This is a genomic window from Streptomyces sp. NPDC096205, from assembly GCF_044763135.1.
Classification (GTDB): Bacteria; Actinomycetota; Actinomycetes; order Streptomycetales; family Streptomycetaceae; genus Streptomyces.
Genome location: NZ_JBIWFS010000001.1, coordinates 720,898 through 746,401 on the forward strand (window position 1 = coordinate 720,898; position 25,504 = coordinate 746,401).

Sequence of the window (25,504 nt, forward strand, 5' to 3'; positions counted from 1 at the left end):
ATGGCCGAGGACCGCAAGGTCAGGGTGCGCGCGCTGCTGGACGCCGTGCGCGCCGAGGGCCGCGGCGCGCTCACCGCGCCGGAGGGCAAGGTGGTCGCCGACGCGTACGGGATCGCCGTACCGGGCGAGGAACTGGCGCGGGACGTCGACGAGGCGGTGGCGTGCGCCGCACGCTTCGGCGGGCCGGTCGTGATGAAGATCGTCTCGCCGGACATCCTGCACAAGACCGACGCCGGCGGGGTGGTCGTCGGGGTCGAGGGGGCGGCGGACGTACGGGCCGCGTTCCACCGGATCGTCGACAACGCGCGCGCTTACGACGCGGGCGCCCGCATCGACGGCGTACAGGTGCAGGAACTGCTGCCGCAGGGGCAGGAGGTGATCGTCGGCGCGGTGACGGACCCGACGTTCGGGAAGGTCGTCGCCTTCGGGCTCGGCGGCGTGCTGGTGGAGGTGCTCAAGGACGTGACCTTCCGGCTCGCGCCCGTGGACGCCGACGAGGCGCTGTCCATGCTGGACTCGATCCGGTCGGCGGAGATCCTGCACGGGGTGCGCGGCGCGGCGGCCGTGGACCGGTGGGCGATCGCCGAGCAGATCCGCCGGGTGTCCCAACTCGTCGCGGACTTCCCCGAGATCGCCGAGGTCGACCTCAACCCGGTGATCGCGGGCCCGCAGGGCGCGGTCGCCGCCGACATCCGCGTGATCCTCTCCGAGTCACCGCCGATGCCACGCCGCCGCTACACGCGCGAGGAGATCCTCGCGTCCATGCGCCGATTGATGCAGCCGAGAGCGGTCGCCGTGATCGGCGCGTCCAACGAGCAGGGCAAGATCGGCAATTCGGTGATGCGCAACCTCGTCGACGGCGGCTTCGCCGGGGACATCCATCCGGTGAACCCCAAGGCCGATGACATTCTGGGCCGCAAGGCGTACAAGAGTGTCACGGACGTTCCCGGTGAGGTGGATGTGGCGGTCTTCGCGATCCCCGCCAAGTTCGTGGCGGCGGCCCTGGAGGAAGTGGGGCGCAAGAAGATACCCAACGCCGTGCTGATCCCCTCCGGCTTCGCGGAGACCGGCGAGCACGCACTCCAGGCGGAGATCGTGGCCATCGCCGAACGGCACGGCATCCGCCTGCTCGGCCCGAACATCTACGGCTACTACTCCACCTGGCAGGACCTGTGCGCCACCTTCTGCACGCCGTACGACGTCAAGGGCGGGGTGGCGCTGACCTCGCAGTCGGGCGGTATCGGCATGGCCATCCTGGGCTTCGCGCGGACCACGAAGACGGGCGTGTCGGCGATCGTGGGCCTCGGCAACAAGTCGGACCTGGACGAGGACGACCTGCTGACCTGGTTCGGTGAGGACCCCAACACCGACTGCATCGCGATGCACCTGGAGGACCTCAAGGACGGCCGGGCCTTCGTCGAGGCCGCGCGGGCGACCGTACCGAAGAAGCCGGTCGTGGTCCTCAAGGCGGGCCGTACGGCGGCCGGGGCGAAGGCGGCCGGGTCGCACACCGGGGCGCTGGCCGGCGACGACGCCGTGTACGACGACATCCTCCGGCAGGCCGGGGTCATCCGGGCGCCCGGACTGCAGGACATGCTCGAGTACGCGCGCGCGTTGCCGGTGCTTCCGCCGCCCCAGGGCGACAACGTCGTGATCATCACGGGCGCCGGCGGCAGCGGCGTGCTGCTCTCGGACGCGGTCACCGACAACGGCCTGTCGCTGATGGAGATCCCGCCGGACCTGGACGCGGCGTTCCGCGCGTTCATCCCGCCGTTCGGGGCCGCCGGCAACCCGGTGGACATCACCGGTGGCGAGCCGCCGTCGACGTACGAGGCGACGATCCGACTGGGCCTTCAGGACCCGCGCGTCCACGCGCTGGTGCTGGGCTACTGGCACACCATCGTCACTCCCCCGATGGTCTTCGCGGAGCTCACCGCGCGCGTGGTGGAGGAGTTCCGCACGCGCGGGATCGAGAAGCCGGTCGTGGCGTCGCTGGCCGGGGACGTCGAGGTGGAGGAGGCGTGCCAGTACCTCTTCGAGCGGGGTGTCGTGGCGTACCCGTACACCACCGAGCGGCCGGTGGCGGTGCTCGGCGCGAAGTACCGCTGGGCGCGGGCGGCGGGTCTGTTGGGGGGCGGTTCATGAGGTGAGTGAGCACGGGGCCGGCCGACGGTGCGCGTCGGCCGGCCCCGGGACCCGTGCGCGCACGAAACGCATTGGACAGGGGGCGCTGGCCAGAGCTTTCGAACGCTAGGGGTGCTGACGACATGACAACCACCGACCTCTCCACGTCCGTCCCCTACAGGGAGGTGACGGACCGCAACGGGCGCGTGTACCGCATCGGCGAGTCGGACATCGACCTCATGGGCCGCGCGCGCAAGTGGATGGTCATCCTGCCCTGGGTGGGCATGATGGGCATCAGCTCCGCCGAGTACGCGTTCACGTCGGCGGAGGACACGCTCCACGAGGCGCATCTGTGGAGCAGCGGACACATCTTCTGGCTGATGGGCGTCTGGGTGTTCTTCCAGGCGGCCGTGGCCTTCCCGGCGGGGCAGCTGCGGGAGAGCGGCCGGCTGCCCGCCCGTACGGCGATGCTGATCGGCGCGGTCGGCACGCTGCTCGGCTATCTGTCGCTCGCGTACGCGCCGCATGTCACCGTCGCCTATCTCGGCTTCGGCATGTGCAGCGGCATCGGCGCCGGTCTGGTCTACGCGACCTGCGTGAACATGGTCGGCAAGTGGTATCCGGAGCGCAAGGGCGGCAAGACCGGCTTCGTCAACGGCGGCTTCGCCTACGGCTCCGTGCCGTTCGTGTTCCTGTTCACCTCGTACATGGATCTGTCCAACTACCGGACCGTGCTGGCCTCGGTGGGTGTCGGGCTGTGCGTGATGGTGGCGAGCGCCGGCTGGTTCTTCAAGGACCCGCCGAAGAACTGGTGGCCACCGCACGTCGACCCGCTGCGGCAGACCGACGACCCGAAGATCCGGCGGGCGCTGGAGAAGAACCCGCCGGCCGTGAAGCAGTACAGCCCGAAGGAGGCCGCCCGTACCCCTGTTCTGTGGATGATGTGGTTCTGTCTGCTGTGCACGGCCGGGATCAATATCTTCGGCATCGCCTTCCAGGTGCCGTTCGGCAAGGACATGGGCTTCGCCGGCGGGATCGTGGCGACGGCGATGTCGCTGAAGGCGATCGTCAACGGCACGGGCCGCGGGGTCATCGGCTGGATCTCGGACCGCTACGGCCGCCGCAACACGCTGATCATCGTCTGTATCGTGCTGGGCAGCGCGCAGTTCGGGGTGCTGATCTCCGGCCAGATGGGCAGCATGCCGTTCTTCCTGGTCTGCTCCATGGTCTCCGGCTTCGGCGGCGGCGCGATCTTCCCGCTGTTCGCGGCCATGACGGCGGACTACTTCGGGGAGAACAACAACGCCACCAACTACGGCATGGTCTACAGCTCGAAGCTGATCTCGGGGCTGCTCGGCTCCGGAATGGGCTCGATCGTGGTCGCCGCCTGGGACTACGAGGGGGCGTTCGTGCTGGCGGGCTGCGTCGGCCTCGCCTCCGCGGTGCTCGCGCTGTTCCTGAAGGCGCCGGGCAGGCCGCAGTCGCGGCGGCGGATCGTGCCCAACCCTCAGCCGCTGGGTGAGGAAATGGCGTGACGTGCCTTGCGTGACCCGTGACATGTGAGGAGGCCCTCCCCTGCGGCGGGGAGGGCCTCCTCAGGTGTACGGGCCGCCGTCAGTGGCCGAACGCCGCGTCGAACGACGCCGACGGCGGCTCGAAGTCGTAGGCCCTGAGGCGGGCGAGGGCCTCGGGGGCACCCTGGAGGCGGTCCATGCCGGCGTCCTCCCACTCGACGGAGACCGGGCCGGTGTAGCCGATGGAGCGGAGCATGCGGAAGACGTCCTCCCAGGGGACGTCGCCGTGTCCGGCGGAGACGAAGTCCCAGCCGCGGCGCGGGTCGCCCCAGGGCAGATGGGAGCCGAGCCTGCCATTGCGTCCGTCGAGGCGCTTGCGGGCCTCCTTGCAGTCGACGTGGTAGATCCGGTCGCGGAAGTCCCAGAGGAAGCCGACCGGGTCGAGGTCCTGCCAGACGAAATGAGAGGGGTCGAAGTTGAGGCCGAAGGCCGGGCGGCGGCCGACCGCCTCCAGCGCTCGCTGCGTGGTCCAGTAGTCGTAGGCGATCTCGCCCGGGTGGACCTCGTGGGCGAAGCGGACGCCCTCGGCGTCGAAGACGTCCAGGATCGGGTTCCAGCGGGCGGCGAAGTCCTCGTAGCCCCGCTCGATCATCGCCTCGGGGGCGGGCGGGAACATCGCGACCAGGTGCCAGATGGCGGAGCCGGTGAAGCCGACGACGGTGTCGACGCCGAACGCGGCCGCGGCACGAGCGGTGTCCTTCATCCGGGCGGCGGCCCGCCGCCGTACGCCCTCGGGGTCGCCGTCGCCCCACACGGCGGGCGGCAGGATGCCCTGGTGGCGTTCGTCGATGATGGCGTCGCAGACGGCCTGCCCGACCAGGTGGTTGGAGATCGCGCGGCACTTCAGGCCGTGCTTGCGGAGCAGTTGGTGGCGCGAGGTGAGGTACGTCGGGTCGGTGAGGGCCTTGTCGACCTCGAAGTGGTCGCCCCAGCAGGCGAGTTCGAGGCCGTCGTAGCCGAAGTCGCGGGCGAGTCGGCAGACCTCCTCCAGGGGCAGGTCGGCCCACTGGCCGGTGAAGAGGGTGAAGGTGCGCGGCATCCTCGGGGGTCTCCTTCAGTCCGCTATGGGGGTGTAGACGGAGTTCTTCCCGGCGCTCTCCTCCACGGCCGCCAGCACGCGCTGGACCTGGAGTCCGTCGGCGAAGGAGGGCTCGGGTCGGCGGCCCTGTGCGATGGCGTGGACGAGGTCGCGGGCCTGGTGGACGAAGGTGTGCTCGTAGCCGAGGCCGTGACCGGGCGGCCACCAGGCGTCCAGGTACGGGTGGTCGGGTTCGGTGACGAGGACGCGGCGGAAGCCGGCCTCGGTAGCCGGCTGGGTGCCGTCGAAGTACTGGAGTTCGTTGAGGCGTTCCAGGTCGAAGGCCAGTGAGCCGCGCTCGCCGTTGAGTTCCACGCGCAGGGCGTTCTTGCGGCCGGTGGCGTACCGGGTGGCCTCGAAGGAGGCGAGGGCGCCGGAGGCGAAGCGGCCGGTGAAGAGGGCGGCGTCGTCTACGGTGACTGTGCCGGTGCCGGTGCCGGCGGCCGTGCGGGGGCCGGTGCCGGGGCCGGTGCCCGTGCCGAGGCCGACGACCGTGCCGGAGCCGACGACCGTGCCGGGGCCGGCGGCCTTGCCGAGGCCGGAGCCCGTAACCGTCCCGGGGCCGGTGGCCGTGACCGTGCCGGGGCCGGTGCCGCTCACCGTGCCGGCGGCCGACACGGCGCTGAGGCCGCTGCCTGCGCCGCTTCCTGCGCCGCAGCCGGTGCCAGCGCCGGCAGGCAGAGGACGTTCACGCACGAAGGTCTCCGTCAGCGCGGACACCCCCGCCAGGGGCTCGCCCGCCAGATGCTGGGCGATGTCGACGGCGTGGGCGCCCAGGTCGCCCAGGGCGCCGGACCCCGCCCGCTCCCGGCGCAGCCGCCAGGTCAGCGGGAACTCCGGGTCGGCCAGCCAGTCCTGGAGGTACGTCACCCGGACGTGTCGCAGCGCTCCGAGGCGGCCTTCGCCGATCATCCGCCGGGCCAGGGCGAGGGCGGGCACCCGGCGGTAGTTGAAGCCGACCATCGCCAACTTGCCGTCCAGGTAGGCTTCTTCGGCTGCTCGGGCCATCTCCACGGCCTCTTCCACCGTATTCGCCAGAGGCTTCTCGCACAGCACGTGCTTGCCCGCCGCGAGCGCGGCGAGGGCGATCTCGGCGTGGCTGTCGCCGGGGGTGCAGATGTCGACGAGGTCGATGTCGTCGCGGGCGATCAGGGCGCGCCAGTCGGTCTCCGCGCGGGCCCAGCCGTGCCGGTCGGCCGCGGCGCGCACGGCGTCCGGGTCCCGGCCGCAGATCGCGGCGAGGACCGGGCGCAACGGCAGGTCGAAGACATGGCCCACGGTGCGCCAGCCCTGGGAGTGGGCGGCGCCCATGAAGGCATGACCGACCATGCCGATCCGCAGCGGGGGCTTCCCGGACGCCGGTGCCGCTTCCTCTGGCTGATCCATACGGTGCTCCTCCTCAGGTCCGTGGCCGGTGGGGTGGGGGCGCCTCACTGGAAGCCGGTGGGCAGGTACCGGTCGACGTTGTCCTTGTCGACGACGGCCGAGTAGAGGGTGATCGACGCCGGGATCTCGAACTCGGCGAGGCCGCCGACGCCCTTGCCCTGGCCGAGGGCGCGGGCGAGGTCGATGGCGGAGGCGGCCATGGTCGGCGGGTAGAGCACGGTCGCCTTCAGGACGCCGTCGTCGCGCTCGATGGCCCGGAAGGCGGAGAGGGCGCCTGCGCCGCCGACCATGAGGAAGTCGTCGCGTCCGGCCTGTTCGATGGCGCGCAGGGCGCCCACGCCCTGGTCGTCGTCGTGGTTCCACAGGGCGTCGAACGCCCCCTGGGCCTGGAGGAGCTGGGCCATCTTGGCCTGGCCCGACTCGACGGTGAACTCGGCGGCCTGGCGGGCGACTTTCCTGATGTTGGGGTAGTTCTTCAGGGCGTCGTCGAAGCCCTGGGTGCGCTGCTTGGTGAGCTCCAGGTTGTCCAGGCCCGCGAGTTCGACGACGCGGGCGTCGGGCTTGTCCTTGAGCTTCTCGCCGATGTAGTGCCCGGCGTTGAGGCCCATGCCGTAGTTGTCGCCGCCGATCCAGCAGCGGTAGGCCTGCGGGGTGTTGAAGACGCGGTCGAGGTTGACCACGGGGATGCCGGCCCGCATGGCCTTGAGGCCGACCTGGGTGAGGGCCTTGCCGTCGGCGGGCAGCACGACCAGCACGTCGACCTTCTTGTTGATCAGCGTCTCGATCTGGCCGATCTGGGCGGCGGTGTCGTTGGAGCCCTCGGTGATCTCCAGGGTGACGTCGGAGTACTTCTCGGCGCGTTCGCGCGCGTTGACGTTGATCGCGTTGAGCCAGCCGTGGTCGGCCTGGGGGCCTGCGAAGCCGATGGTGACCGGCCTGCCGGGCGTGTCGGAGGCGGCGGGCCGGTTGTCGGCCGCCTCGTCGCCCTGGGGTTCGTTGCTGGTGCAGCCCGTGAGGAGGGCACCGGCGGAGACGGCGGCGGCCCCGAGGAGCAGTCCTCTGCGGCTGGTGTTCTCGGTCATGGCGGTGGACCCTTTCCTCAGGTCGTGCTCGCGGTACGGCGCTGGACCAGCACGGCGGCGACGATGATCGCGCCCTTGGCGATCTGCTGGACGTCGCTCTGCAGGTTGTTCAGGGCGAAGAGGTTGGTGATCGTGGTGAAGATCAGGACGCCGAGCACGGAGCCGGTGATGGTGCCGCGGCCCCCGCTGAGCAGGGTTCCGCCGATGATCGCGGCGGCGATGGCGTCGAGCTCGTAGAGGTTGCCGTTGGTGTTCTGTCCCGAGCCGGACAGCACGATCAGCAGGAAGGCGGCGATGCCGCAGCACAGCCCGGACAGCAGGTAGAGGTAGAGCCGCTGGCGGCGTACGTCGATGCCGGCGAGCCGGGCGGCCTCGGCGTTGCCGCCGACGGCGACGGTGCGGCGCCCGAAGGTGGTGCGGTTCAGCAGCAGCCAGCCTGCGAGCGTGACGGCGGCGAAAACCAGCACCAGCGGCGGGACGCCGAGGACGTAGGCGTCGCGTTCGCCGAGGTCGAGGATGCCGTCGACGCTGACGATCTGGGTGCGGCCGTCGGTGATCTGCAGGGCGAGGCCGCGTGCCGAGGCCAGCATGGCGAGCGTGGCGATGAACGGGACCATGCCGCCGTACGCGACGAGAAGGCCGTTGACCAGTCCGCAGCCGACCCCGACGACCACCGCGGTGAAGAGGATGCCGGCGAAGCCGTACTCCTGGGTGGCGACGGTGGTGGCCCATACGGAGGCGAGCGCGACGATCGCGCCGACGGACAGGTCGATGCCGCCGGAGGTGATCACGAAGGTCATGCCGACGGTGACCACGCCGATCACGGAGGCCTGGGTGAGGACGAGTTGGAGGTTGCGGGTGTCGAGGAACTCCTCCGGCCTGGTGACGCCGCCGATGACGACGAGCGCGGCGAGCACGCCGAGCAGAGACAGCGTGCGGACGTCGGCACGCAGCAGCAGGCGGGGCCAGGAGGTGTCGTGTCCGGCCGGGGCCGTCTTGCCGGTGCCGTCCCGGGGCGGGGAGACGTGCTGTGTCATGTAGCCGGACTTCCTTCCATGACCAGGTCGAGTACGCGGTGTTCGTCGAGTTCGCGGGCGGGCGCGGTGTGCACGACCCGGCCTTCGCGGAGCACCAGGACGCGGTCGGCGAGGCCCAGCACCTCGGGCACCTCGCTGGAGACGAGCAGGACGGCGAGGCCTTCGTCGGCGAGGCGCCGGACGACCGCGTACAGCTCGGCGCGGGCGCCGACGTCGACGCCCCGGGTGGGTTCGTCGAGCAGCAGGACCCGGCAGCCGCGCAGCAGCCAGCGGGCGAGGACGGCCTTCTGCTGGTTGCCGCCGGACAGCGTGCGCACCGGCGCGGAGGGGTTGTCGGGGCGCAGCGACAGTTCCCGGGTGGCGGCCCGTGCCGCGTTCTCCTCGGCCCGGCGGTCGATCCAACCGGCGTGTGAGAAGCGGGACATGGAGGAGAGCGACACATTGCGGGTGACGGATTCCGGCATCAGCAGGGCCTGCGCCTTGCGCTCCTCGGGGGCGAGCCCGAGTCCGGCGCGTACGGCGGCACGGACGCTGCCGGGCGTCAACGGGCGTCCGTCGACGCTTACTTGTCCCGCGGTGGGCTTGCGGGCGCCGTAGACGGTCTCCAGGATCTCGGAGCGGCCCGAGCCGACCAGTCCGGCGAGTCCGACGATCTCGCCGGGGTGGACCTCCAGGTCGAGGGGCTCGAACTCCCCGGCGCGGGCGAGCCCTCGGACCGTGAGCACCGGTGTGCCCCGCGGCCCGGCCGCAGCGGGCCGCTCGGGAAAGACGTACTCCACGTTCCGCCCGGTCATCAGCGCCACCACCGCACGGGTCGGGGTGGTCTTCGCGGGCAGTCCGCCGGCCACCGCGCGCCCGTCCTTGAGCACGGTCACCCGGTCGCCGATGCGGCGGATCTCCTCCAGGCGGTGGGAGATGTGGACGACGGCCACGCCGTCGGCCGTGAGGTCGCCGACGATCCGGAAGAGGTTGTCGACCTCGTCGGGGTCGAGGGCGGCGGTCGGCTCGTCCATCACGATGAGCCGCACGTCGTGGGACAACGCCCGCGCCATGGAGACGATCTGCCGCTGGGCGGCGGACAACTCGCCGACGGGACGGGACGGGTCGATCTCGGCGTGGCCGAGTCGCTGAAGCAGGGCGGCGGTCGACTCCCGCGCGGCCCTTCGGCGTACGACGAACCCGGCGGCCGTGGGTTCATGGCCGAGGTGGACGTTCTCGGCCACCGACAGGTGCTCCACCAGGTCGAGTTCCTGGTAGATGGTGGCGATGCCGAGGCGCATGGCGGCGCTGGGCGAGCGGAGGGTGACGGCCTCGCCGCGCCAGCGGATGGTGCCGGTGTCGGGCTGGTGGGCGCCGGCCAGGACCTTGATGAGGGTGGACTTCCCGGCCCCGTTCTGGCCGAGCAGACAGTGGATCTCACCGGCCTGGACGTCGAGGTCGACGCCGTCCAGGGCCCGGACTCCGGGGAAGGACTTGGTGATGCCGGACATGCTGAGCAGGGGTGGTGGTGATGCCATGCGGTTTCCCCTCGCGAGCGGACGGGGCTGGTTCCAGGGCAGGGCAGGTCCCAGGACGGGGCCGGTTCCAGGGCAGGGCGAAGCAGGGCGCTGTACGGGTGAGGTGCGGGACGCCGGTGTCTACGCGGGTGAGAAGACGTGGTCGCTGATCAGGCGGGCGGCGCCGGTGACACCGGCGGTGGAGCCCAGCTCGCCGAGGACGATGGGGAGGTTGCCGGTCGCCAGGGGCAGCGACTGGCGGTAGACCTGGGTGCGGATGGCCGCGAGGAGGGTGTGGCCGAGGCCGGTCACCCCGCCGCCGATCACCACCAGGCCGGGGTTGAAGAAGCTGACCAGTCCGGCGATGACCTGGCCGGTGCGGGTGCCGCCCTCGCGGATGAGGTCGAGGCAGGTGGGGTCGCCCGCGGCGGCCGCGGCGGCGACGTCCACGGCGGTGAGTGCGCCATGGGTCTCCAGCCGGGCCGCGAGTTCCGGTGACAACCCGTGCCGGGCGGCCTCCTCGGCGTCGCGGGCCAGGGCCGCGCCGCTGAAGTGGGCCTCCAGGCAGCCCCGGTTGCCGCAGGGGCAGGGGCGGCCGTCGGGCACGGCCTGGATGTGTCCGATGTCGCCGGCGCTGCCCGTCGTACCGCGGTGGACGCTCCCGCCGACGACGATGCCGCAGCCGATGCCGGTGCCGATCTTGACGCAGAGGAAGTCGGCGACGCTGCGGGCGACGCCCGCGTGCTGCTCCCCCATGGCCATCAGGTTCACGTCGTTGTCGACCATGACCGGGCAGCCGAGTTCCTGGCTGAGCGCCTCCCGCACGGGGAAGCCGTCCCAGCCCGGCATGATGGGTGGCGCGACCGGCACGCCTTCGGGGAAGCGGACCGGTCCGGGGACGCCGATACCGGCGCCGTCGAAGCCCTCGGCGAGACCGGATGCCCTCAACTTGGCCGCCATCGCGAGGACTTGCTCGAAGACGGCGACCGGCCCCTCGCGCACCTCCATGGGGTGGCTGAGGTGTCCGAGGATCTCCAGCTCGGCGTTGGTCACGGCCACGTCGATCGACGTGGCGCCGATGTCGACGCCGAGGAAGCGCAGCCGGGGATCGAGCCGGACGTTGTGGGAGCGGCGGCCGCCGCGTGAGGCGGCGAGCCCGTCGGCGACCACCAGGCCCGTCTCCAGCAGCCGCTCCACCTCGACGGCCAGCTTCGAGCGGGAGAGCTCGACTCGATCGCCCAACTGCGCCCGGGAGTTGGGGCCGTCGTCGCGCAACAGCTTGAGCAGCCGGGCCTGATGGGCGTTCGCGGGTCGTGCCGTCATGCGTCTCACATGCCCCTCCCCGCCTGTTTTCGGCCACTGCTGCCGGGCTTTGGTGGGGAACGTAGCAGCGGCCGACGGGACTTGGAAGAAGTCGCGCGGGAATTGCCTCGACTTCTTCCACTGAGAGGACAAAGAGGGGTCGCGGCCCTCCCGGAACGGGCCCAAACCCCCGCAGCGCATAGGATCTTGGCGCCAGAGGCGACACAGGGGGCGTACATGAACACCGCAGTGGAGGAGCCGGGTCGCAGGGTGACGACGCTCGAGCTCTTCTTCGATCTCGTCTTCGTCTTCACCCTGATCCAGCTGACCGTGCTGCTCGCCGACGACCTGTCCTTGGTGACGGCCGGTCGTACGGCGCTGATCCTGATCGTGCTGTTCTGGATGTACGGCGCGTACGCCTATCTCACCAACCAGGTGCCGCCGGACCGGCCTTCGCGCCGGCTGCTGCTGATGCTGGGCATGGCCTTCTTCCTGGTGTGCGCGCTGGCCATTCCGCGGGCCTTCGACGACACCGGGGTGGTGTTCGGGCTCGGTTTCCTCGGGGTCGTCGTCGTGCACACCGTGCTGTACACCCGCGGTCACGGCCTGGACTCCGTCTGGTACGGCGTGCCCAACGGCCTCGCCGCGCTGGTGGTGACGGTGGCGGGACTGTTCGACGGGCTCGCCGCGGACGGGCTGTGGGTGCTGGCGGTGGTGCTGCAGTTCGTGACGCCGTTCGTCGCCGAGCACGGGCCCCGGCGGCGTGGCGGACGGTCGGCGGACACGCTGCGGGTGCAGTTGGGCAGCCTGGACCCGGCGCACTTCGTGGAGCGGCACGGTCTGCTGCTGATCGTCGCGTTCGGCGAGTCCGTCATCGCGATCGGCATCGGCGTCGGCGACCTGCCGCTCACGCCGGGGATGCTCAGCGGGGCGTTCCTCGCGCTGGCGGTGGCGGTCGGGCTGTGGTGGACGTACTTCGTGCGCGACGAGGAACTGGCCGAGGCGGCGTTCCGCTCGACCCCGACCGCGGCGCGCTGGCGCCTGGCGATGAACGCCTACTACTACGCCTTCCTGCCGATGCTGCTGGGCATCGCCTTCCTCGCCGCCGGGGTGAAGAAGACCCTCGGCCACCTCACCGGCCACCTCGGCACGGGCCCCGCCCTGGCGCTGGCCGGCGGCGTCGCCCTCTTCCTCATCGGCGACGCCGCGTTCCGCACGGTCCTGCGCCTCCACCCGGCCCGCTTCCGCCTCCTGGCGGCCCCGGCGGCCCTCACCACGACCCTGCTGGGCACGACCCTGGGCGGCCTGCCGGAACTCCTGGCCCTGGTGGGCGTGTTGGCGGCCATGCTGATCATCGAGGAGAAGCTGGGAACAGCACCCTCAGGGGCGCGGGGAACGGCGCGAACAACCACCCACGACCCGCAGCCGCGAGAACACAGCACCCCCCACGGCGCGACGGCGGAATGACCCTCAGGACGAGGAACGCGCGTGGTAGGACCGCCGAGTGTGCTCGGTATGCTCCCGCATCAGCCGCCCGGCCACCTGCTCGTCCCGCCCGGCGATCGCCGCGATGAGCGCCCGGTGCTCGATCCACGACTGCTCACCCCGCTGCCGCGCCACCGGCGTGTAGTACCACCGCACCCGCCGGTCGACCTGCCCCGCCAGCTCGGCGAGCACGGCGTTCCCCGCCAGCTCCATGATCTTGGCGTGGAACCGGGCGTTCAGCGCGACGGCCGCGTCCACGTCGTCCGCGGCGACGGCCCGCTCCCCCTCCACGCACAGGTCCTCCAACGCCTGCACCCCGGCGCTCCCCGCGTTCGCCGCGGCCAGCCGGGCGGCCTCGGCCTCCAGCAGGGTGCGTACGGTGAGGAGCTGGTCGGCCTCCTCCTCGGTCGGCTCGTGCACGAACGCGCCCTGGGCGGGCCGCAGATCGACCCAGCCCTCGGTGTTGAGCCGCTGCAGCGCTTCCCGTACGGGCTGGCGGGACACCCCGAGGTGCCCGGCGAGTTCGCTCTCGACCAGGTGCTGGCCGGGCCGGAGGGCGCGCGTGGTGATGAGCTCCAGCAGCGCCTCGTAGACCCGCTCGCGCAGCGGCCCGGGCCGCTCGAGCCTGGGCACCGCCCCCTGGGGCAGTCCTGTCGACAACATCGCGGTCCCCTCCTCGGCAGGGCGGCCGGGCACAGCGGCCGGAACGCCAGTATGGATTGGATTTCGTCTACAGTCTACGGCCCACCATGACCGTGCCATGAGCCGGTAAAGCGCCTCAGGGGCAGCGCACCACCTGGCCGGCGTACGACAGGTTGCCGCCGAAGCCGAACAGCAGGACCGGGTCGCCGCTCGTGACGGCGCCCTGTTCGACCAGCTTGGAGAAGGCCAGCGGGATGCTCGCGGCCGAGGTGTTCCCGGAGTCGACGACATCGCGGGCCACGACCGCGTTGACCGCGCCGATCTTCTCGGCGAGCGGCTCGATGATCCTGAGGTTGGCCTGGTGCAGCACCACCCCGGCGAGTTCCTCCGGTGCGAGACCCGCCCGGTCGCAGGCCTGCCGGGCCAGCGGGGGCAGCTGCTGGGTCGCCCAGCGGTACACGCTCTGGCCCTCCTGGGCGAACCGCGCCGGCTCCCCCTCGATGCGTACGGCGTGCCCCATCTCGGGCACCGAGCCCCACAGCACCGGCCCGATGCCGGGCGTCTCACCTTCGGCGCAGGCCTCGACCACGGCGGCCCCCGCGCCGTCACCGACGAGGACACAGGTGGTGCGGTCGCTCCAGTCGGTCACCGCGGACATCTTGTCGGCGCCGATGACCAGCGCACGCCGGGCCGCCCCCGCGCGGACCGTGTGGTCGGCCGTGGCCAGGGCGTGCGTGAAGCCCGCGCACACCACGTTGATGTCCATCGCGGCGGGCCGCGGGATGCCGAGCCGGGCGGCGACCCGGGCGGCCATGTTCGGGGAGCGGTCGACGGCCGTGGAGGTGGCGACCAGCACGAGGTCGATGTCGGCCGGGTCGAGCCCCGCCGACGCGAGGGCCTTGGCGGCGGCGTGGGCGGCCAGTTCGTCGACGGGCTCGTCGGGTCCGGCGATGTGGCGGGTGCGGATGCCGACGCGGCTCCTGATCCACTCGTCACTGGTGTCGACCATGCCCGCCAGGTCCTCGTTCCCGAGGATCCGGGCGGGCTGGTAGTGGCCGACGGCGGCGATGCGCGAGCCGTTCATGTGCGGTGGTCCCCCTAGTGGCTGGCCTCTGTTGCGGGATTCACCAGTCTTGTCAGTGACTCACGGGTAGCCCGACAGGCGATCACACAGGATTCCGTCGCCCGAGTTGTCGGCTTCGGTCAGAGGGGCGGCGGCCATGCGCGAACCCCTGCCCGGCCGTGTGCGAACCCTTGCCCACCCCTCCTCCATACTGTAGACAATATTTCGTCGACAAGAATCGGTCGACGACACGGCACTTTCAGCCACCTCCGCGGTACTCCCTCGAACGGAGCGTTCCCGAAGTGAAAGTCGCAGTCCTCGGCGCCGGTGCGATCGGCGCCTACGTCGGTGCCGCGCTCCACCGCGCGGGCGCCGATGTGCATCTCGTCGCCCGTGGACCGCATCTCGCGGCCATGAGGCAGCACGGCGTACGGGTGCTGAGCCCGCGCGGTGACTTCACCGCCCGTGCGCACGCCACCGACGACCCGGCCGAGATCGGCCCGGTCGACTATGTCTTCCTCGGCCTGAAGGCCAACGCGTACGCGGCGTGCGGGCCGCTGATCGAGCCCCTGCTGCACGACACCACGGCGGTGATCGCCGCGCAGAACGGCATCCCCTGGTGGTACTTCCACCGCCACGGCGGCCCCTACGACGGCCACCGCGTCGAGAGCGTGGACCCCGGCGGCGCGGTCAGTGCGGTGCTCGCGCCCGAACGGGCCGTCGGCTGCGTGGTCTACGCGGCGACAGAACTCGAAGGACCCGGTGTCGTACGGCACTTGGAAGGCACCCGGTTCTCGATCGGCGAGCCCGACCGCAGCGTGTCCCCGCGCTGTGTCCGCTTCAGCGAGGCCATGAGGGCCGGCGGCCTCAAGTGCCCCGTCGAGCCCGACCTGCGCAACGACATCTGGCTGAAGCTGCTCGGCAACATCTCCTTCAACCCGATCAGCGCGCTGGCCCGCGCCACCATGGCCCAGATGTGCCGGCACGGCGGCACGCGCAGGGTCATCGAGATCATGATGGCCGAGACGCTGGCCGTCGCCGAGGCACTCGGCTGCGAGGTCGGCGTCTCCATCGAACGCCGTCTGGCGGGCGCGGAGAAGGTCGGTGACCACCGCACCTCCACACTCCAGGACCTGGAACGCGGCAAACCGCTCGAACTCGACGTGCTGCTCGCCGCGGTCGTCGAGCTGGCGGAGATCATCGGCGTGGAGGTGCCCACCCTGCGCACCGTGCACGCCATCTCGGACCTGCTCGCGCTGAGGAGCGCCGCATGAGGAAACGGCAGCCCAAGACCTACACGCGCCTCACCCACCCCCTGGTCCGCGACTCCCGCGACGAGCCGTTCCGGCAGGCGAGCTGGGAGGAGGCCCTGGACCGCACGGCCCGCGGCCTGTGGCGCAACAGGGACGCGTTCGGCATGTTCTCCTGCGCCCGCGCCACCAACGAGATGAACTACGTGGCCCAGAAGTTCGCCCGCGTGGTGATGGGCACCAACAACGTCGACTCCTGCAACCGCACCTGTCACGCCCCGAGCGTCGCCGGTCTGTCCGCCGCGTTCGGCTCGGGCGGGGGTACGTCGTCGTACGAGGAGATCGAGCACACGGACGTCATCGTGATGTGGGGCTCCAACGCCCGCTTCGCGCACCCGATCTTCTTCCAGCATGTGCTGAAGGGCATCAGGAACGGCGCCCGGATGTACGCCGTCGACCCGCGCCGCACCTCCACCGCCGAGTGGGCCGAGAGCTGGCTCGGCCTGAACGTGGGCACCGACATCCCGATGGCGCACGCGATCGGCCGGGAGATCATCCACGCGGGCCTGGCCAACGAGGCGTTCGTCGAGCGGGCGACCTCCGGCTTCGAGGAGTACCGGGCACTGGTCGAGCCCTGGACGCTGTCCCTCGCCGAGAAGGTGACCGGCGTACCGGCCGCCGCCATACGGGAGTTGGCGCACGCCTACGCACGCGCCGAGCGCGCCCAGCTGTGCTGGACCCTCGGCATCACCGAGCACCACAACGGCACCGACAACGTGCGCGCGTTGATCAACCTCTCCCTGCTGACCGGCCATGTAGGGCGCTGGGGCAGCGGGCTGCAGCCCCTGCGCGGCCAGAACAACGTCCAGGGCGGCGGCGACATGGGAGCCATCCCCAACCGGCTGCCCGGCTTCCAGGACATCCTCGACCCCGGTGCCCGGGCCCGCTTCGAGTCCGCCTGGGACACCGTCATCCAGCCGCACTACGGCCTGAACCTCACCGAGATGTTCGAGGCGATGGAGGAGGGCACGCTCAGGGCGGTCTACTGCATCGGTGAGAACCCGGCCCAGTCCGAGGCGGACAGCGAACAGGCGATACGACGGCTGAAGGCACTGGACTTCCTGGTCGTGCAGGACATCTTCCTGACCAGGACCGCCGAACTCGCGGACGTCGTCCTGCCCGCCACCGCCGGCTGGGCCGAGACCGAGGGCACCACCACCAACAGCGAGCGCCGGGTGCAGCGGGTGCGCCGGGCCGTCACCCCGCCCGGCGAGGCCCGCGAGGACATCGACATCCTCTGCGAGCTGGCGGCACGCCTCGGCCACGACTGGAAGTACGCCGACGCCGAGGCGGTCTGGAACGAGCTGCGCTCGGTGTCGCCGGACCACCACGGGATGACGTACGCGCGCCTGGAGGAGCACCAGGGCATCCAGTGGCCCTGCCCGAGCGGCGACCGGCTCGAACCGACGTATCTGCACGGCCGGTTGTGGGAGGCGGACCCGGAGAAGCGCGGCCTGCGGGCGCCCTTCGGGCTGGTGTCGCACGATCCGCCGGTCGACCTCACCGACGAGCGGTACCCGATCCGGCTCACCACCGGGCGACGGCTCGATTCCTACAACACCGGTGTCCAGAGCGGCGGTTACGCCTCCCCGCTGCGCCGCGGCGAGTACATCGAGCTGTGCCCGGAGGACGCCGAGCGCTACGGGGTCGTGGTCGGCGAGGAGGTCCGCGTCACCTCGCGGCGCGGTGCGGTGGTGGCGCCGGTGTGGATCGACACCGCGCTGCGGCCCGGCCTGGCGTTCATGACCATGCACTTCCCCGACGAGGTGGACACCAACCAGCTGACGATCGAGGCCAATTGCCCGATCGCGGGCACGGCGGAGTTCAAGGCGTCGGCGATCCGGATCGAGAAGCTCCCCGCAGTGACCTACGTGAGGTGACGTGAGTGGACCTGCACTTCGGCGACAGCAAACCGACGGACGAGGAACGGGCCGCCGTCGACGCCCTGTTGGGGCCTCCGGAGTCCTCCTGGGAGGGCGCCGACCGCTCCGACGCCGACCTGAGGTGGGCGCGCGGCGGACGGGCGGCCCGGGACCGCCGCGACCTGCTGCTGCCGGGGCTGCACGCGATCAACGACCGGATCGGCTGGATCAGCGAGGGCGCCCTCGGCTATCTGTGCCGACGGCTGACCGTGCCGCCGGCGGAGGCCTACGGGGTCGCCACCTTCTACGCGATGTTCTCGGTGAAGCCCCGCCCCGCGACGGTGCTGCACGTGTGCACGGATCTCGCGTGCACCGCGGCCGGCGCGGCCGACCTGTGCGCGGGCGTCGAGGCACGCGGCGTCCACATCCAGCGCAGCCCGTGCCTGGGCCTGTGCGAACGCGCCCCGGCCGCGCTCGCGATCCGGGCCGGTGACCCGGTGCGTACGGCGGTGTCGGCGCCGGCGACCGTCGAGGAAGCCGTCCTCGCCGCGACCGCGCCCGACTCGGTGCCCGAGGAACCCCCGGCGGCGACGGCCGTGCCCCAGGCGGGCTCGCCGGGGCTGGTCCTGCTGCGCCGGGTCGGTGTCGTCGACCCCGCCTCCCTCGACGACTACCGCGCCCACGGCGGCTGCACCGCCCTGCGCCGCGCCTTCGAGCTGGGCCCCGCCGGGGTCATCCGCGAGGTCACCGACTCCGGCCTGCTCGGCCGGGGCGGGGCCGCCTTCCCGACGGGCCGCAAATGGCAGGCCACGGCAGCCCAGCCGGACCACCCCCACTACCTGGTCTGCAACGCCGACGAATCCGAGCCGGGCACCTTCAAGGACCGCGTGCTGATGGAGGCAGACCCGTACGCACTGATCGAGGCGATGACGATCGCCGGGTACGCGACCGGCGCCCACCACGGCTACCTCTATCTGCGCGGCGAGTACCCGCGCGCCCTGCGCCGCCTGGAACACGCGATCACCCAGGCACGCGCGCGGGGACTGCTGGGCGAGGACGTCCTCGGTCAGGGATACGCCTTCGACATCGAGATCCGGCGCGGGGCGGGGGCATACATCTGCGGCGAGGAGACCGCCCTGTTCAACTCCATCGAGGGCTACCGGGGCGAGCCCCGCTCCAAGCCGCCGTTCCCGGTGGAGAAGGGCCTGTTCGGCAGGCCGACGGTGGAGAACAACGTCGAGACGCTGGTCAACGTCCTGCCGATCCTCACCATGGGAGCCGAGGCGTACGCGGCGATCGGCACGGCGAGGTCCACCGGACCGAAGCTGTTCTGTGTGTCGGGCAGCGTGCGGCGGCCGGGGATCTACGAGCTGCCGTTCGGGGCGACGCTGGGCGAGCTGCTGGAGCTGGCGGGCGTACACGAGCGGCTGCGGGCCGTCCTCCTCGGCGGCGCCGCGGGTGGTTTCGTACGGCCCGACGAGACGGACATCCCGCTCACCTTCGAAGGCACCCGCGAGGCGGGCACCACCCTGGGCTCGGGCGTGGTGATGGCCTTCGACGACACGGTTCCCCTGCCCCGGCTCCTGCTGCGCATCGCGGAGTTCTTCCGGGACGAGTCGTGCGGGCAGTGCGTGCCGTGCCGGGTCGGGACCGTGCGGCAGGAGGAGGCGCTGCACCGGATCGTGGAGCGCACCGGGGCCGCTGCCGCCGACGACATCGCGCTGCTCAGGGAGGTCGGCCGCGCGATGCGGGACGCCTCGATCTGCGGTCTGGGGCAGACCGCGTGGAACGCCGTGGAATCCGCCGTCGACCGTCTGGGAGCGTACGAATGACTGTGACACCACTCGGGCTCCCGCGCCGGCTGCTGGAGTTCACGCTCGACGGAGAGCCCGTTCGCACGACGGAGGGCTCGACGATCCTCGACGCCTGCCGGGCCGCGGGCAAGGACATCCCGACCCTCTGCCAGGGCGACACCCTGACGCCGAAGAACGCCTGCCGGGTCTGTGTCGTGGAGGTCGAGGGCTCCAGGACCCTGGTGCCGGCCTGCTCCCGCAAGGCCGAGCCGGGCATGGAGGTCCGTACGGACACCGAGCGGGCCCGGCACAGCCGCAAGGTCGTCCTCGAACTGCTCGCCTCCTCGGTCGACCTGTCGACGACCCCGGAGGTCGCCGACTGGATCAAGGAGTACGAGGCGAAACCGGACCGCTTCGGCCCGGACGCGGCACGCCTCGACGAGGAGCCGAGGGTCGACAACGAGCTGTACGTCCGCGACTACGACAAGTGCATCCTCTGCTACAAGTGCGTCGACGCCTGCGGCGACCAGTGGCAGAACACCTTCGCGATCTCGGTCGCCGGGCGCGGTTTCGACGCCCGGATCGCCGTCGAGCACGACGCCCCGCTGACCGACTCGGCGTGCGTGTACTGCGGCAACTGCATCGAGGTGTGCCCGACGGGAGCCCTGTCCTTCAAGTCGGAGTTCGACATGCGGGCGGCCGGGACCTGGGACGAGGCGCGGCAGACGGAGACGACCACGGTGTGCGCGTACTGCGGAGTGGGCTGCAACCTCACGCTGCACGTGCAGGACAATGAGATCGTCAAGGTCACCTCGCCGCACGACAACCCGGTGACCCACGGCAACCTCTGCATCAAGGGCCGCTTCGGCTACCAGCACGTACAGAACCGGAACTGACGGGACTGATCGGGACATGGGACGAGTCACGGAACGACGCAAGGTGCTCCGCATCCGGGACGGGGCCGTCTCCACCCGCCCGGACACGCTCGTCGCCGAGGAGCCCCTGGAGATCCGGCTGAACGGCAAGCCGCTGGCGATCACCATGCGCACGCCCGGCGACGACTTCGCCCTGGCGGCCGGGTTCCTGGTCAGCGAGGGCGTGCTGGCCGAGGGCAAGGACCTGCAGAACATCGTGTACTGCGCGGGCGCCACGGTCGACGGCTCGAACACCTACAACGTGGTGGACGTGCGGACCGCGCCGGGCGTGGCGGTCCCGGACATCACCCTGGAGCGCAACGTCTATACGACGTCCTCGTGCGGGCTGTGCGGCAAGGCCAGCCTGGACGCGGTCCGTACGACGGCGCGCTGGCCGATAGCGGACACGCCTCCGCTGCGGGTCACGCCCGAGCTGCTGTCGGTCCTGCCCGACCGGCTGCGGGCGGCCCAGCGCGTCTTCGACCGGACGGGCGGACTGCATGCGGCCGCGCTGTTCGACGAGGACGGCGAGCTGATCGACGTACGCGAGGACGTGGGCCGGCACAACGCGGTCGACAAGCTGGTCGGGCGGGCACTGCAGGAGGACCGGCTTCCGCTGGGGCGGGCGATTCTGCTGGTGTCGGGGCGGGCGTCGTTCGAGCTGGCGCAGAAGGCGGTGATGGCCGGGATTCCGGTGCTGGCGGCGGTGTCGGCGCCGTCGTCGCTCGCGGTGGACCTGGCCGCCGAGACGGGTCTGACCCTGGTGGGATTCCTGCGGGGCGGGTCCATGAACGTGTACGCGGGTGAGGACCGCATCGCCCTGCCGGCCGCGGCCGCCCAGGGCTGACCGGTCCTTCCGCTGCACGGGCGGCGGGACCCCGGTACGGCGGGGAGCGCCCCCTGCGCCGCCGGGGTCCCGCTGGGCGTTCCGCCCATGGCTCCGCCTCGTGCTTCAGCCCTGCCGGAAGGTGACGTCGGCCGCCGCCGCGACCGTGCCCAGCCGGGGGAAGTCCAGCGTCACGGAGGCCGTGTGCTCGGGCGCGGTGAAGGCGGTCATGGCGTCCTCGACGAAGACCAGCTCGTAGCCGAGGTCACCGGCGGCGCGGGCGGTGGACTCCACGCCGAGGTTGGTGGCGATGCCGCCGAACACCAGGGTGTCGACGCCCTGCCCGCGCAGCCGGTCGTCGAGTCCGGTGAGGTGGAAGCCGCCGATCGTGCGCTTGACGATCTCGATGTCCCCGTCCCTGAGCAGCCCGTGCGCCAGGCCGCTGCCGGGCGGCTGCTCGGTCACGCCGGGCCGTTCCACCCGGACGAGCACGACCGGCGCCCCGGCGGCCCGGAAGCGGGCGGCCAGTTCCTCGCAGACGGCCAGGACTTCGGCGCCCGTGTGCGGTTCCAGGGGCAGTGCGACGATGCGGTCCATCAGATCGACCAGGACGAGGGCGGTGCGCGCCGGATCGAGCGCGGTGGGTGCGGTCATGCCGGAACGGTAACCGCCCTCACCCCTGTGTCCCGGAGATGCGCGTCAACAGGCGCATGAACTGCTCCCGTTCGGCCGTCGACAGCGGGGCGAGCAGGGTGTCGTTGGCCTCGCGGGCCGCCGTCTCGCAGCGCGTCAGCTTCCGGTCGCCCGCCTCGGTGAGGGACACGGCGTTCTTGCGGCGGTCCGCGGGGTCGGGGGCGCGCACGACGAGGCCGGCCGTCTGGAGGTCGTTGAGGATGCCGACCAGGTCCTTGGGGTCGAGCCCGACGGAGCGGCCGAGGTCGGCCTGGGCGACGGGGGCGAGGTCGCGGACGGCGGAGAGCACGACGTGGTGCCACATCCGCAGGTCCTCGGCGGCCAGCGCCTCGGCCACCAGGGCGCGCCCCCGGGCCGCCGCGCGGCCGAGCAGCCAGCTGGGCAGGGAGCGGATCGCGGGCAGGGGGGCTTCGGTCATGGCGGCAGCCTAGACGGAAACCATTGGACTTCCCAACGATCCCGGCTATCGTTGGGACTCCCAACGAACCCGACGTCCTCGGAGGCTTTGTGCGCCGCATCCGCTACGACCGTCCCGGCGGCCCCCTGTTCCTGGAGGAGGTCGCCGTCCCCGAGCCGGCGCCCGGTGAGCTGCTGGTCCGCTGCGAGGCCGTCGGGGTCACCCTGCCCGTCGTCCGCAAGGTCACCGAGGCCGCCGAGCCGATCGCGCTGGGCGGCGAGATCGCCGGGGAGGTCGTGGCCGTGGGCGAGGGGGTGACCCGATACCGCCCCGGTGACAGGGTGACCGGGCTGTGCTTCGGGCACGGCTACGCCGAGTACGCCCCGCTCCTGGAGGCCATGGCGTCCCCCGTGCCCGACGGCGCCTCGGCCGTGGACGCCGTCGCCCTGGTGCGCAGCGGCCTGGTCGCGTACGGCGCGCTGGAGGCGGCACGCCCCGCCCCGGGCGAGGCCGCGCTGGTCACGGCCGCGGCGAGCGGCGTCGGCCATCTCGCGGTGCGGCTCGCCCGACTGCGCGGCGCCTCCCGCGTGGTGGGAGCCGTGTCCGACCCGGCCAAGGCGGACTTCGTGCGCTCCCTCGGCGCCGACGAGGTCGTCCACTACGACGACACCGACTGGGGCGAGCCCGTCGACTACGCCCTCGACGCCGTCGGCGGTGAGCTGCTCAGCCCGGCGGTGGCCGCGCTCGCACCGGGCGGGCGGCTGGTGGCGTACAGCTCGGGCGGCGGCACGATCCAGGCGTACGACCTGCTCGTGGGCGCCAGGTCGGTGATCGGCTTCCAGATGGCGCTGATCGCCCGCGGACGGCCCGAGCTGTACGAGCAGTGGCGCCAGGAGCTGTGGCGGCTGTTCACGGAGGGCTCCCTGCGGCCCGCCGTGCACGCCGAGTACCCGCTCGCCGAGGCCGAGGAGGCGCACCGCGCGATCACCTCGCGGGCCAACCTGGGCAAGGTCGTCCTGGTGCCCTGAGGCCCCATGGACCCCGTGCCCGGCAGCCACTAACGTCGCCGCACATGTCCTTCGCCGCACAGCGCCTGGCACCTGGGCTCGGCCTGCTGCTGGCCCTGGTTCTGGGGGCCGTGCTGCTCACCGCGCTGCCGGGTGGCGACGGGCCGGACGGCGAGGGCTGCGGGCCCAGGGCGATCGGCTCCTGGTCGGCCGACGAGCGGCTCACCGGCGAGTTCGCGCGCTACGGCGACGACGCCGCCCGCACCGACGACTGGACCGGCGGCGACGGCACCCACTCGGTGCGGCTGCCGGACGGCCGGCTGCTGTGGCTGTTCTCCGACACGTTCCTGGGCGCCGTGCACGCCCCGCCCAACCCGCACGGCGAGTCCGCCGCCTGGCGCGACGCGGCCGCGCCGATGGTGCGCAACTCGGCCGTGGTCATGCGGGACGGACGCCTGGAGAGCACCCTCCCCGGACCCCTGGGAAGCGCCCTCCTCTTCCCCGACCCCGGCCCCGGACAGTGGCGCTGGCCGGTCGCCGCCCGCGTCGAGCCCCGCTCCCCCGGCGCCACCGACCGGGTCGTCCGCGTCCTTTTGTGGACGCGCACCGCCGGGCAGCCGCCCTGGATCTACGGCGTGCCCACCGCGACCGAGGTCGCCACGCTCTCGCTGCCAGGCCTCAGGGTCGAGTCCGTGGTGAAGGTGCACGACCAGCGGACGGTCCCCGACCCCTCGCGGCGCGTGCTGTTCGGCACGACGCTGGTCGAGCAGGACGGCTGGACGTACGTCTACGGCGGTGACGACAGCCGCGCCGTCTCCCGCCCGGTCTCCTCGGCGTACGTCGCCCGGGTGCCCGAGGGCGGACTCGGCGATCCGTCGGCCTGGGAGTACTGGACGGGCCGGGAGTGGGCGGCCGGGGCGGTGCCGCGCCCGGTGCTCGGGGACGGGCGGCGCGCCGGGGTGGGCAGCGCCTTCTCGGTGGTGCGGGACGGGGAGACGTACGTGCTGTTCACGATGGCCGCGGGGACGGCGGGGCTGCACACGGTGACGTCGTACTGGTCCTGCTCCCCCACCGGTCCGTGGCACGGCCCGGCCCGCGGCATCACCCCGCCGCTGCCCCCCGACGGCGTCGCCGCCTACAACCCGCAGGCGCACCCCGAACTGAGCGGCGGCGGGCGGCTGGTGCTCAGCTACGACGTCAACTGGCTGGGGACCACGGACGCCGCGGCACGGATCAACGCGAACGTGGCGCTGTACCGGCCGCGGTTCGTGACGCTGCGGCTGAGGGACGCGCGCTGAGGGGCTCGACCGGGTCGTGCGAGCGGCGCTTGGCGATCACCGCGCACACCATGAGCTGCATCTGGTGGAAGAGCATCAGCGGCAGCACCGCCAGCGAGGCGTGCGCGCCGAACAGCACGCTCGCCATGGGCAGCCCGGACGCCAGGGACTTCTTCGAACCGGCGAACTGGATCGCGATGCGGTCCTCGCGGCCGAAGCCCAGCGCCTTCGAGCCGTACCAGGTCAGCGCCAGCATGACCGCCAGCAGCACGGCCTCCACCAGCAGCAGGCCGCCCAGCCGCAGCGGGCTGACCTGGGACCAGATGCCCTGGACCATGCCCTCGCTGAAGGCGGCGTAGACGACCAGCAGGATCGAGCCGCGGTCGACCAGGCCCAGCACCTTCTTGTGCCGGGTGACGAAGCCGCCCACCCAGCGGCGCAGCACCTGCCCGGCCACGAAGGGCACCAGCAGTTGGAGAACGATCTCCACCAGCGAGTCCGCCGAGAACCCGCCCACGCTGGACCCCAGCAGCGAGGCCGCGAGCAGCGGGGTCACGACGATGCCGGCCAGCGAGGAGAAGGACCCGGCGCAGATCGCGGCGGGCACATTGCCGCGGGCGATCGAGGTGAACGCGATCGACGACTGGATGGTCGAGGGGACCAGCGTCAGGAACAGCAGGCCCTGATAGAGCGGCTGGGTCAGCAGCACCGGCACCAGGCCGCGGGCGGCCAGCCCGAGCAGCGGGAAGACCACGAAGGTGCAGGCCAGCACGACCACATGCAGCCGCCAGTGCTTCAGCCCGTCCAGCGCCTCACGGGTGGACAGCCGTACCCCGTACAGGAAGAACAGGAACGCGATCGCGGCCGTCGACGCCCCGTCGACCACCTCGGCGCCCGTGCCGCGGGCCGGCAGCAGCGCCGCGAGGCCCACCGTCCCGAGCAACAGCAGGACGTACGGGTCGATCGGCAGCCGGGTCGGCCATCGCAGGCGTTTCACTGTGCTCCGCTTTCGGTGCTCGGTCGTATGTGAGGGGCTCGAGACCCCGGCCGAAGGGGCCCGAGGCCCAGCCGAAGAGCCCCGAGGTCCCGGCCAAGGGGTCCCCCCTCCATCCTGCTCCGCGACGCCGTGATCGGGAATCCCGTACACCACACTGAC

The 25,504-nt window shown here is 72.0% G+C and carries 21 protein-coding genes; 10 read left to right on the forward strand and 11 right to left on the reverse strand.

The features are described 5' to 3' along the window. Both ACIQ6Y_RS03290 and ACIQ6Y_RS03295 read left to right on the forward strand, forming a co-directional pair. Positions 1-2,145 carry an acetate--CoA ligase family protein gene (locus ACIQ6Y_RS03290; RefSeq protein ID WP_404032142.1) on the forward strand — a complete coding sequence of 715 codons (2,145 nt, stop codon included), beginning with the start codon at positions 1-3 and terminating at the stop codon, positions 2,143-2,145. A gap of 122 nt (positions 2,146-2,267) precedes the next feature. Next, positions 2,268-3,659: an OFA family MFS transporter gene (locus tag ACIQ6Y_RS03295; protein WP_404032145.1), complete on the forward strand. Its 1,392-nt coding sequence runs from the start codon at positions 2,268-2,270 to the stop codon at positions 3,657-3,659. Between the two features lie 79 nt (positions 3,660-3,738). Here the strand turns inward: ACIQ6Y_RS03295 and ACIQ6Y_RS03300 are convergent, their stop codons facing one another. The 6 genes from ACIQ6Y_RS03300 to ACIQ6Y_RS03325 form a co-directional block, all read right to left on the reverse strand. Continuing rightward, complete coding sequence (locus tag ACIQ6Y_RS03300; RefSeq protein ID WP_404032148.1) at positions 3,739-4,737, reverse strand: sugar phosphate isomerase/epimerase family protein; 999 nt, start codon at positions 4,735-4,737, stop codon at positions 3,739-3,741. A gap of 15 nt (positions 4,738-4,752) precedes the next feature. Further along, entirely contained in the window at positions 4,753-6,162 is a 1,410-nt protein-coding gene (locus ACIQ6Y_RS03305) for a Gfo/Idh/MocA family protein (RefSeq protein ID WP_404032151.1), read from the reverse strand. 44 nt (positions 6,163-6,206) lie between these two features. Beyond that, complete coding sequence (locus ACIQ6Y_RS03310) at positions 6,207-7,244, reverse strand: substrate-binding domain-containing protein (protein ID WP_404032153.1); 1,038 nt, start codon at positions 7,242-7,244, stop codon at positions 6,207-6,209. Between the two features lie 17 nt (positions 7,245-7,261). Beyond that, the gene (locus tag ACIQ6Y_RS03315; RefSeq protein WP_404032156.1) at positions 7,262-8,281 is read right to left on the reverse strand and encodes an ABC transporter permease; all 1,020 of its coding nucleotides are present in this window, start codon (positions 8,279-8,281) and stop codon (positions 7,262-7,264) included. Beyond that, positions 8,278-9,798, reverse strand: coding sequence for a sugar ABC transporter ATP-binding protein (locus tag ACIQ6Y_RS03320; protein ID WP_404032158.1), 1,521 nt, complete (start codon positions 9,796-9,798; stop codon positions 8,278-8,280). Before ACIQ6Y_RS03320 ends, ACIQ6Y_RS03315 begins: the two co-directional genes overlap by 4 nt. 120 nt (positions 9,799-9,918) lie before the next feature. Next, complete coding sequence (locus ACIQ6Y_RS03325; RefSeq protein WP_404032161.1) at positions 9,919-11,100, reverse strand: ROK family transcriptional regulator; 1,182 nt, start codon at positions 11,098-11,100, stop codon at positions 9,919-9,921. A gap of 216 nt (positions 11,101-11,316) precedes the next feature. Between ACIQ6Y_RS03325 and ACIQ6Y_RS03330 the strand changes: the two genes are divergently transcribed. Beyond that, positions 11,317-12,546: a low temperature requirement protein A gene (locus ACIQ6Y_RS03330; protein WP_404032164.1), complete on the forward strand. Its 1,230-nt coding sequence runs from the start codon at positions 11,317-11,319 to the stop codon at positions 12,544-12,546. Positions 12,547-12,549: 3 nt separating this feature from the next. On the opposite strand, the gene ACIQ6Y_RS03335 is transcribed toward ACIQ6Y_RS03330, so the two are convergent. Both ACIQ6Y_RS03335 and ACIQ6Y_RS03340 read right to left on the reverse strand, forming a co-directional pair. Then, complete coding sequence (locus tag ACIQ6Y_RS03335) at positions 12,550-13,227, reverse strand: GntR family transcriptional regulator (RefSeq protein ID WP_404032166.1); 678 nt, start codon at positions 13,225-13,227, stop codon at positions 12,550-12,552. A 115-nt stretch (positions 13,228-13,342) separates the two neighbouring features. Further along, positions 13,343-14,290 (reverse strand): beta-ketoacyl-ACP synthase III, encoded by a 948-nt coding sequence (locus tag ACIQ6Y_RS03340; protein ID WP_404032168.1) that lies wholly within the window; start codon positions 14,288-14,290, stop codon positions 13,343-13,345. 281 nt (positions 14,291-14,571) lie between these two features. Here ACIQ6Y_RS03340 and ACIQ6Y_RS03345 point away from each other — a divergent pair, with 281 nt between their 5' ends. Genes ACIQ6Y_RS03345 through fdhD form a run of 5 tightly spaced genes read left to right on the forward strand, consistent with a single transcriptional unit; the run spans position 14,572 to position 20,995 of the window. After that, positions 14,572-15,543, forward strand: coding sequence for a 2-dehydropantoate 2-reductase (locus ACIQ6Y_RS03345; protein WP_404032171.1), 972 nt, complete (start codon positions 14,572-14,574; stop codon positions 15,541-15,543). After that, positions 15,540-17,459 carry a molybdopterin oxidoreductase family protein gene (locus ACIQ6Y_RS03350; RefSeq protein WP_404032173.1) on the forward strand — a complete coding sequence of 640 codons (1,920 nt, stop codon included), beginning with the start codon at positions 15,540-15,542 and terminating at the stop codon, positions 17,457-17,459. Before ACIQ6Y_RS03345 ends, ACIQ6Y_RS03350 begins: the two co-directional genes overlap by 4 nt. Before the next feature lie 5 nt (positions 17,460-17,464). Then, on the forward strand, positions 17,465-19,273 hold the full coding sequence (locus ACIQ6Y_RS03355) for an NADH-ubiquinone oxidoreductase-F iron-sulfur binding region domain-containing protein (protein WP_404032176.1): 1,809 nt from the start codon (positions 17,465-17,467) through the stop codon (positions 19,271-19,273). Next, positions 19,270-20,130, forward strand: a complete 861-nt coding sequence (locus tag ACIQ6Y_RS03360) for a 2Fe-2S iron-sulfur cluster-binding protein (protein ID WP_404032180.1) — start codon at positions 19,270-19,272, stop codon at positions 20,128-20,130. Before ACIQ6Y_RS03355 ends, ACIQ6Y_RS03360 begins: the two co-directional genes overlap by 4 nt. A 16-nt stretch (positions 20,131-20,146) precedes the next feature. Beyond that, complete coding sequence (fdhD, locus tag ACIQ6Y_RS03365) at positions 20,147-20,995, forward strand: formate dehydrogenase accessory sulfurtransferase FdhD (protein ID WP_404032182.1); 849 nt, start codon at positions 20,147-20,149, stop codon at positions 20,993-20,995. A gap of 105 nt (positions 20,996-21,100) precedes the next feature. Here fdhD and ACIQ6Y_RS03370 read toward each other — a convergent pair whose 3' ends face one another. Both ACIQ6Y_RS03370 and ACIQ6Y_RS03375 read right to left on the reverse strand, forming a co-directional pair. Beyond that, on the reverse strand, positions 21,101-21,628 hold the full coding sequence (locus tag ACIQ6Y_RS03370) for an isochorismatase family protein (RefSeq protein ID WP_404032185.1): 528 nt from the start codon (positions 21,626-21,628) through the stop codon (positions 21,101-21,103). A gap of 19 nt (positions 21,629-21,647) precedes the next feature. Continuing rightward, complete coding sequence (locus tag ACIQ6Y_RS03375) at positions 21,648-22,085, reverse strand: MarR family winged helix-turn-helix transcriptional regulator (RefSeq protein ID WP_404032188.1); 438 nt, start codon at positions 22,083-22,085, stop codon at positions 21,648-21,650. A gap of 89 nt (positions 22,086-22,174) precedes the next feature. On the opposite strand from ACIQ6Y_RS03375, the gene ACIQ6Y_RS03380 reads away from it, so the two are divergent. Beyond that, positions 22,175-23,092 carry a zinc-binding alcohol dehydrogenase family protein gene (locus ACIQ6Y_RS03380; protein WP_404032190.1) on the forward strand — a complete coding sequence of 306 codons (918 nt, stop codon included), beginning with the start codon at positions 22,175-22,177 and terminating at the stop codon, positions 23,090-23,092. A gap of 44 nt (positions 23,093-23,136) precedes the next feature. Then, the gene (locus ACIQ6Y_RS03385; RefSeq protein WP_404032192.1) at positions 23,137-24,369 is read left to right on the forward strand and encodes a DUF4185 domain-containing protein; all 1,233 of its coding nucleotides are present in this window, start codon (positions 23,137-23,139) and stop codon (positions 24,367-24,369) included. On the opposite strand, the gene ACIQ6Y_RS03390 is transcribed toward ACIQ6Y_RS03385, so the two are convergent. After that, positions 24,305-25,345, reverse strand: coding sequence for a bile acid:sodium symporter family protein (locus ACIQ6Y_RS03390; RefSeq protein ID WP_404032195.1), 1,041 nt, complete (start codon positions 25,343-25,345; stop codon positions 24,305-24,307). The genes ACIQ6Y_RS03385 and ACIQ6Y_RS03390 overlap by 65 nt on opposite strands. Positions 25,346-25,504: the final 159 nt, after the last annotated feature.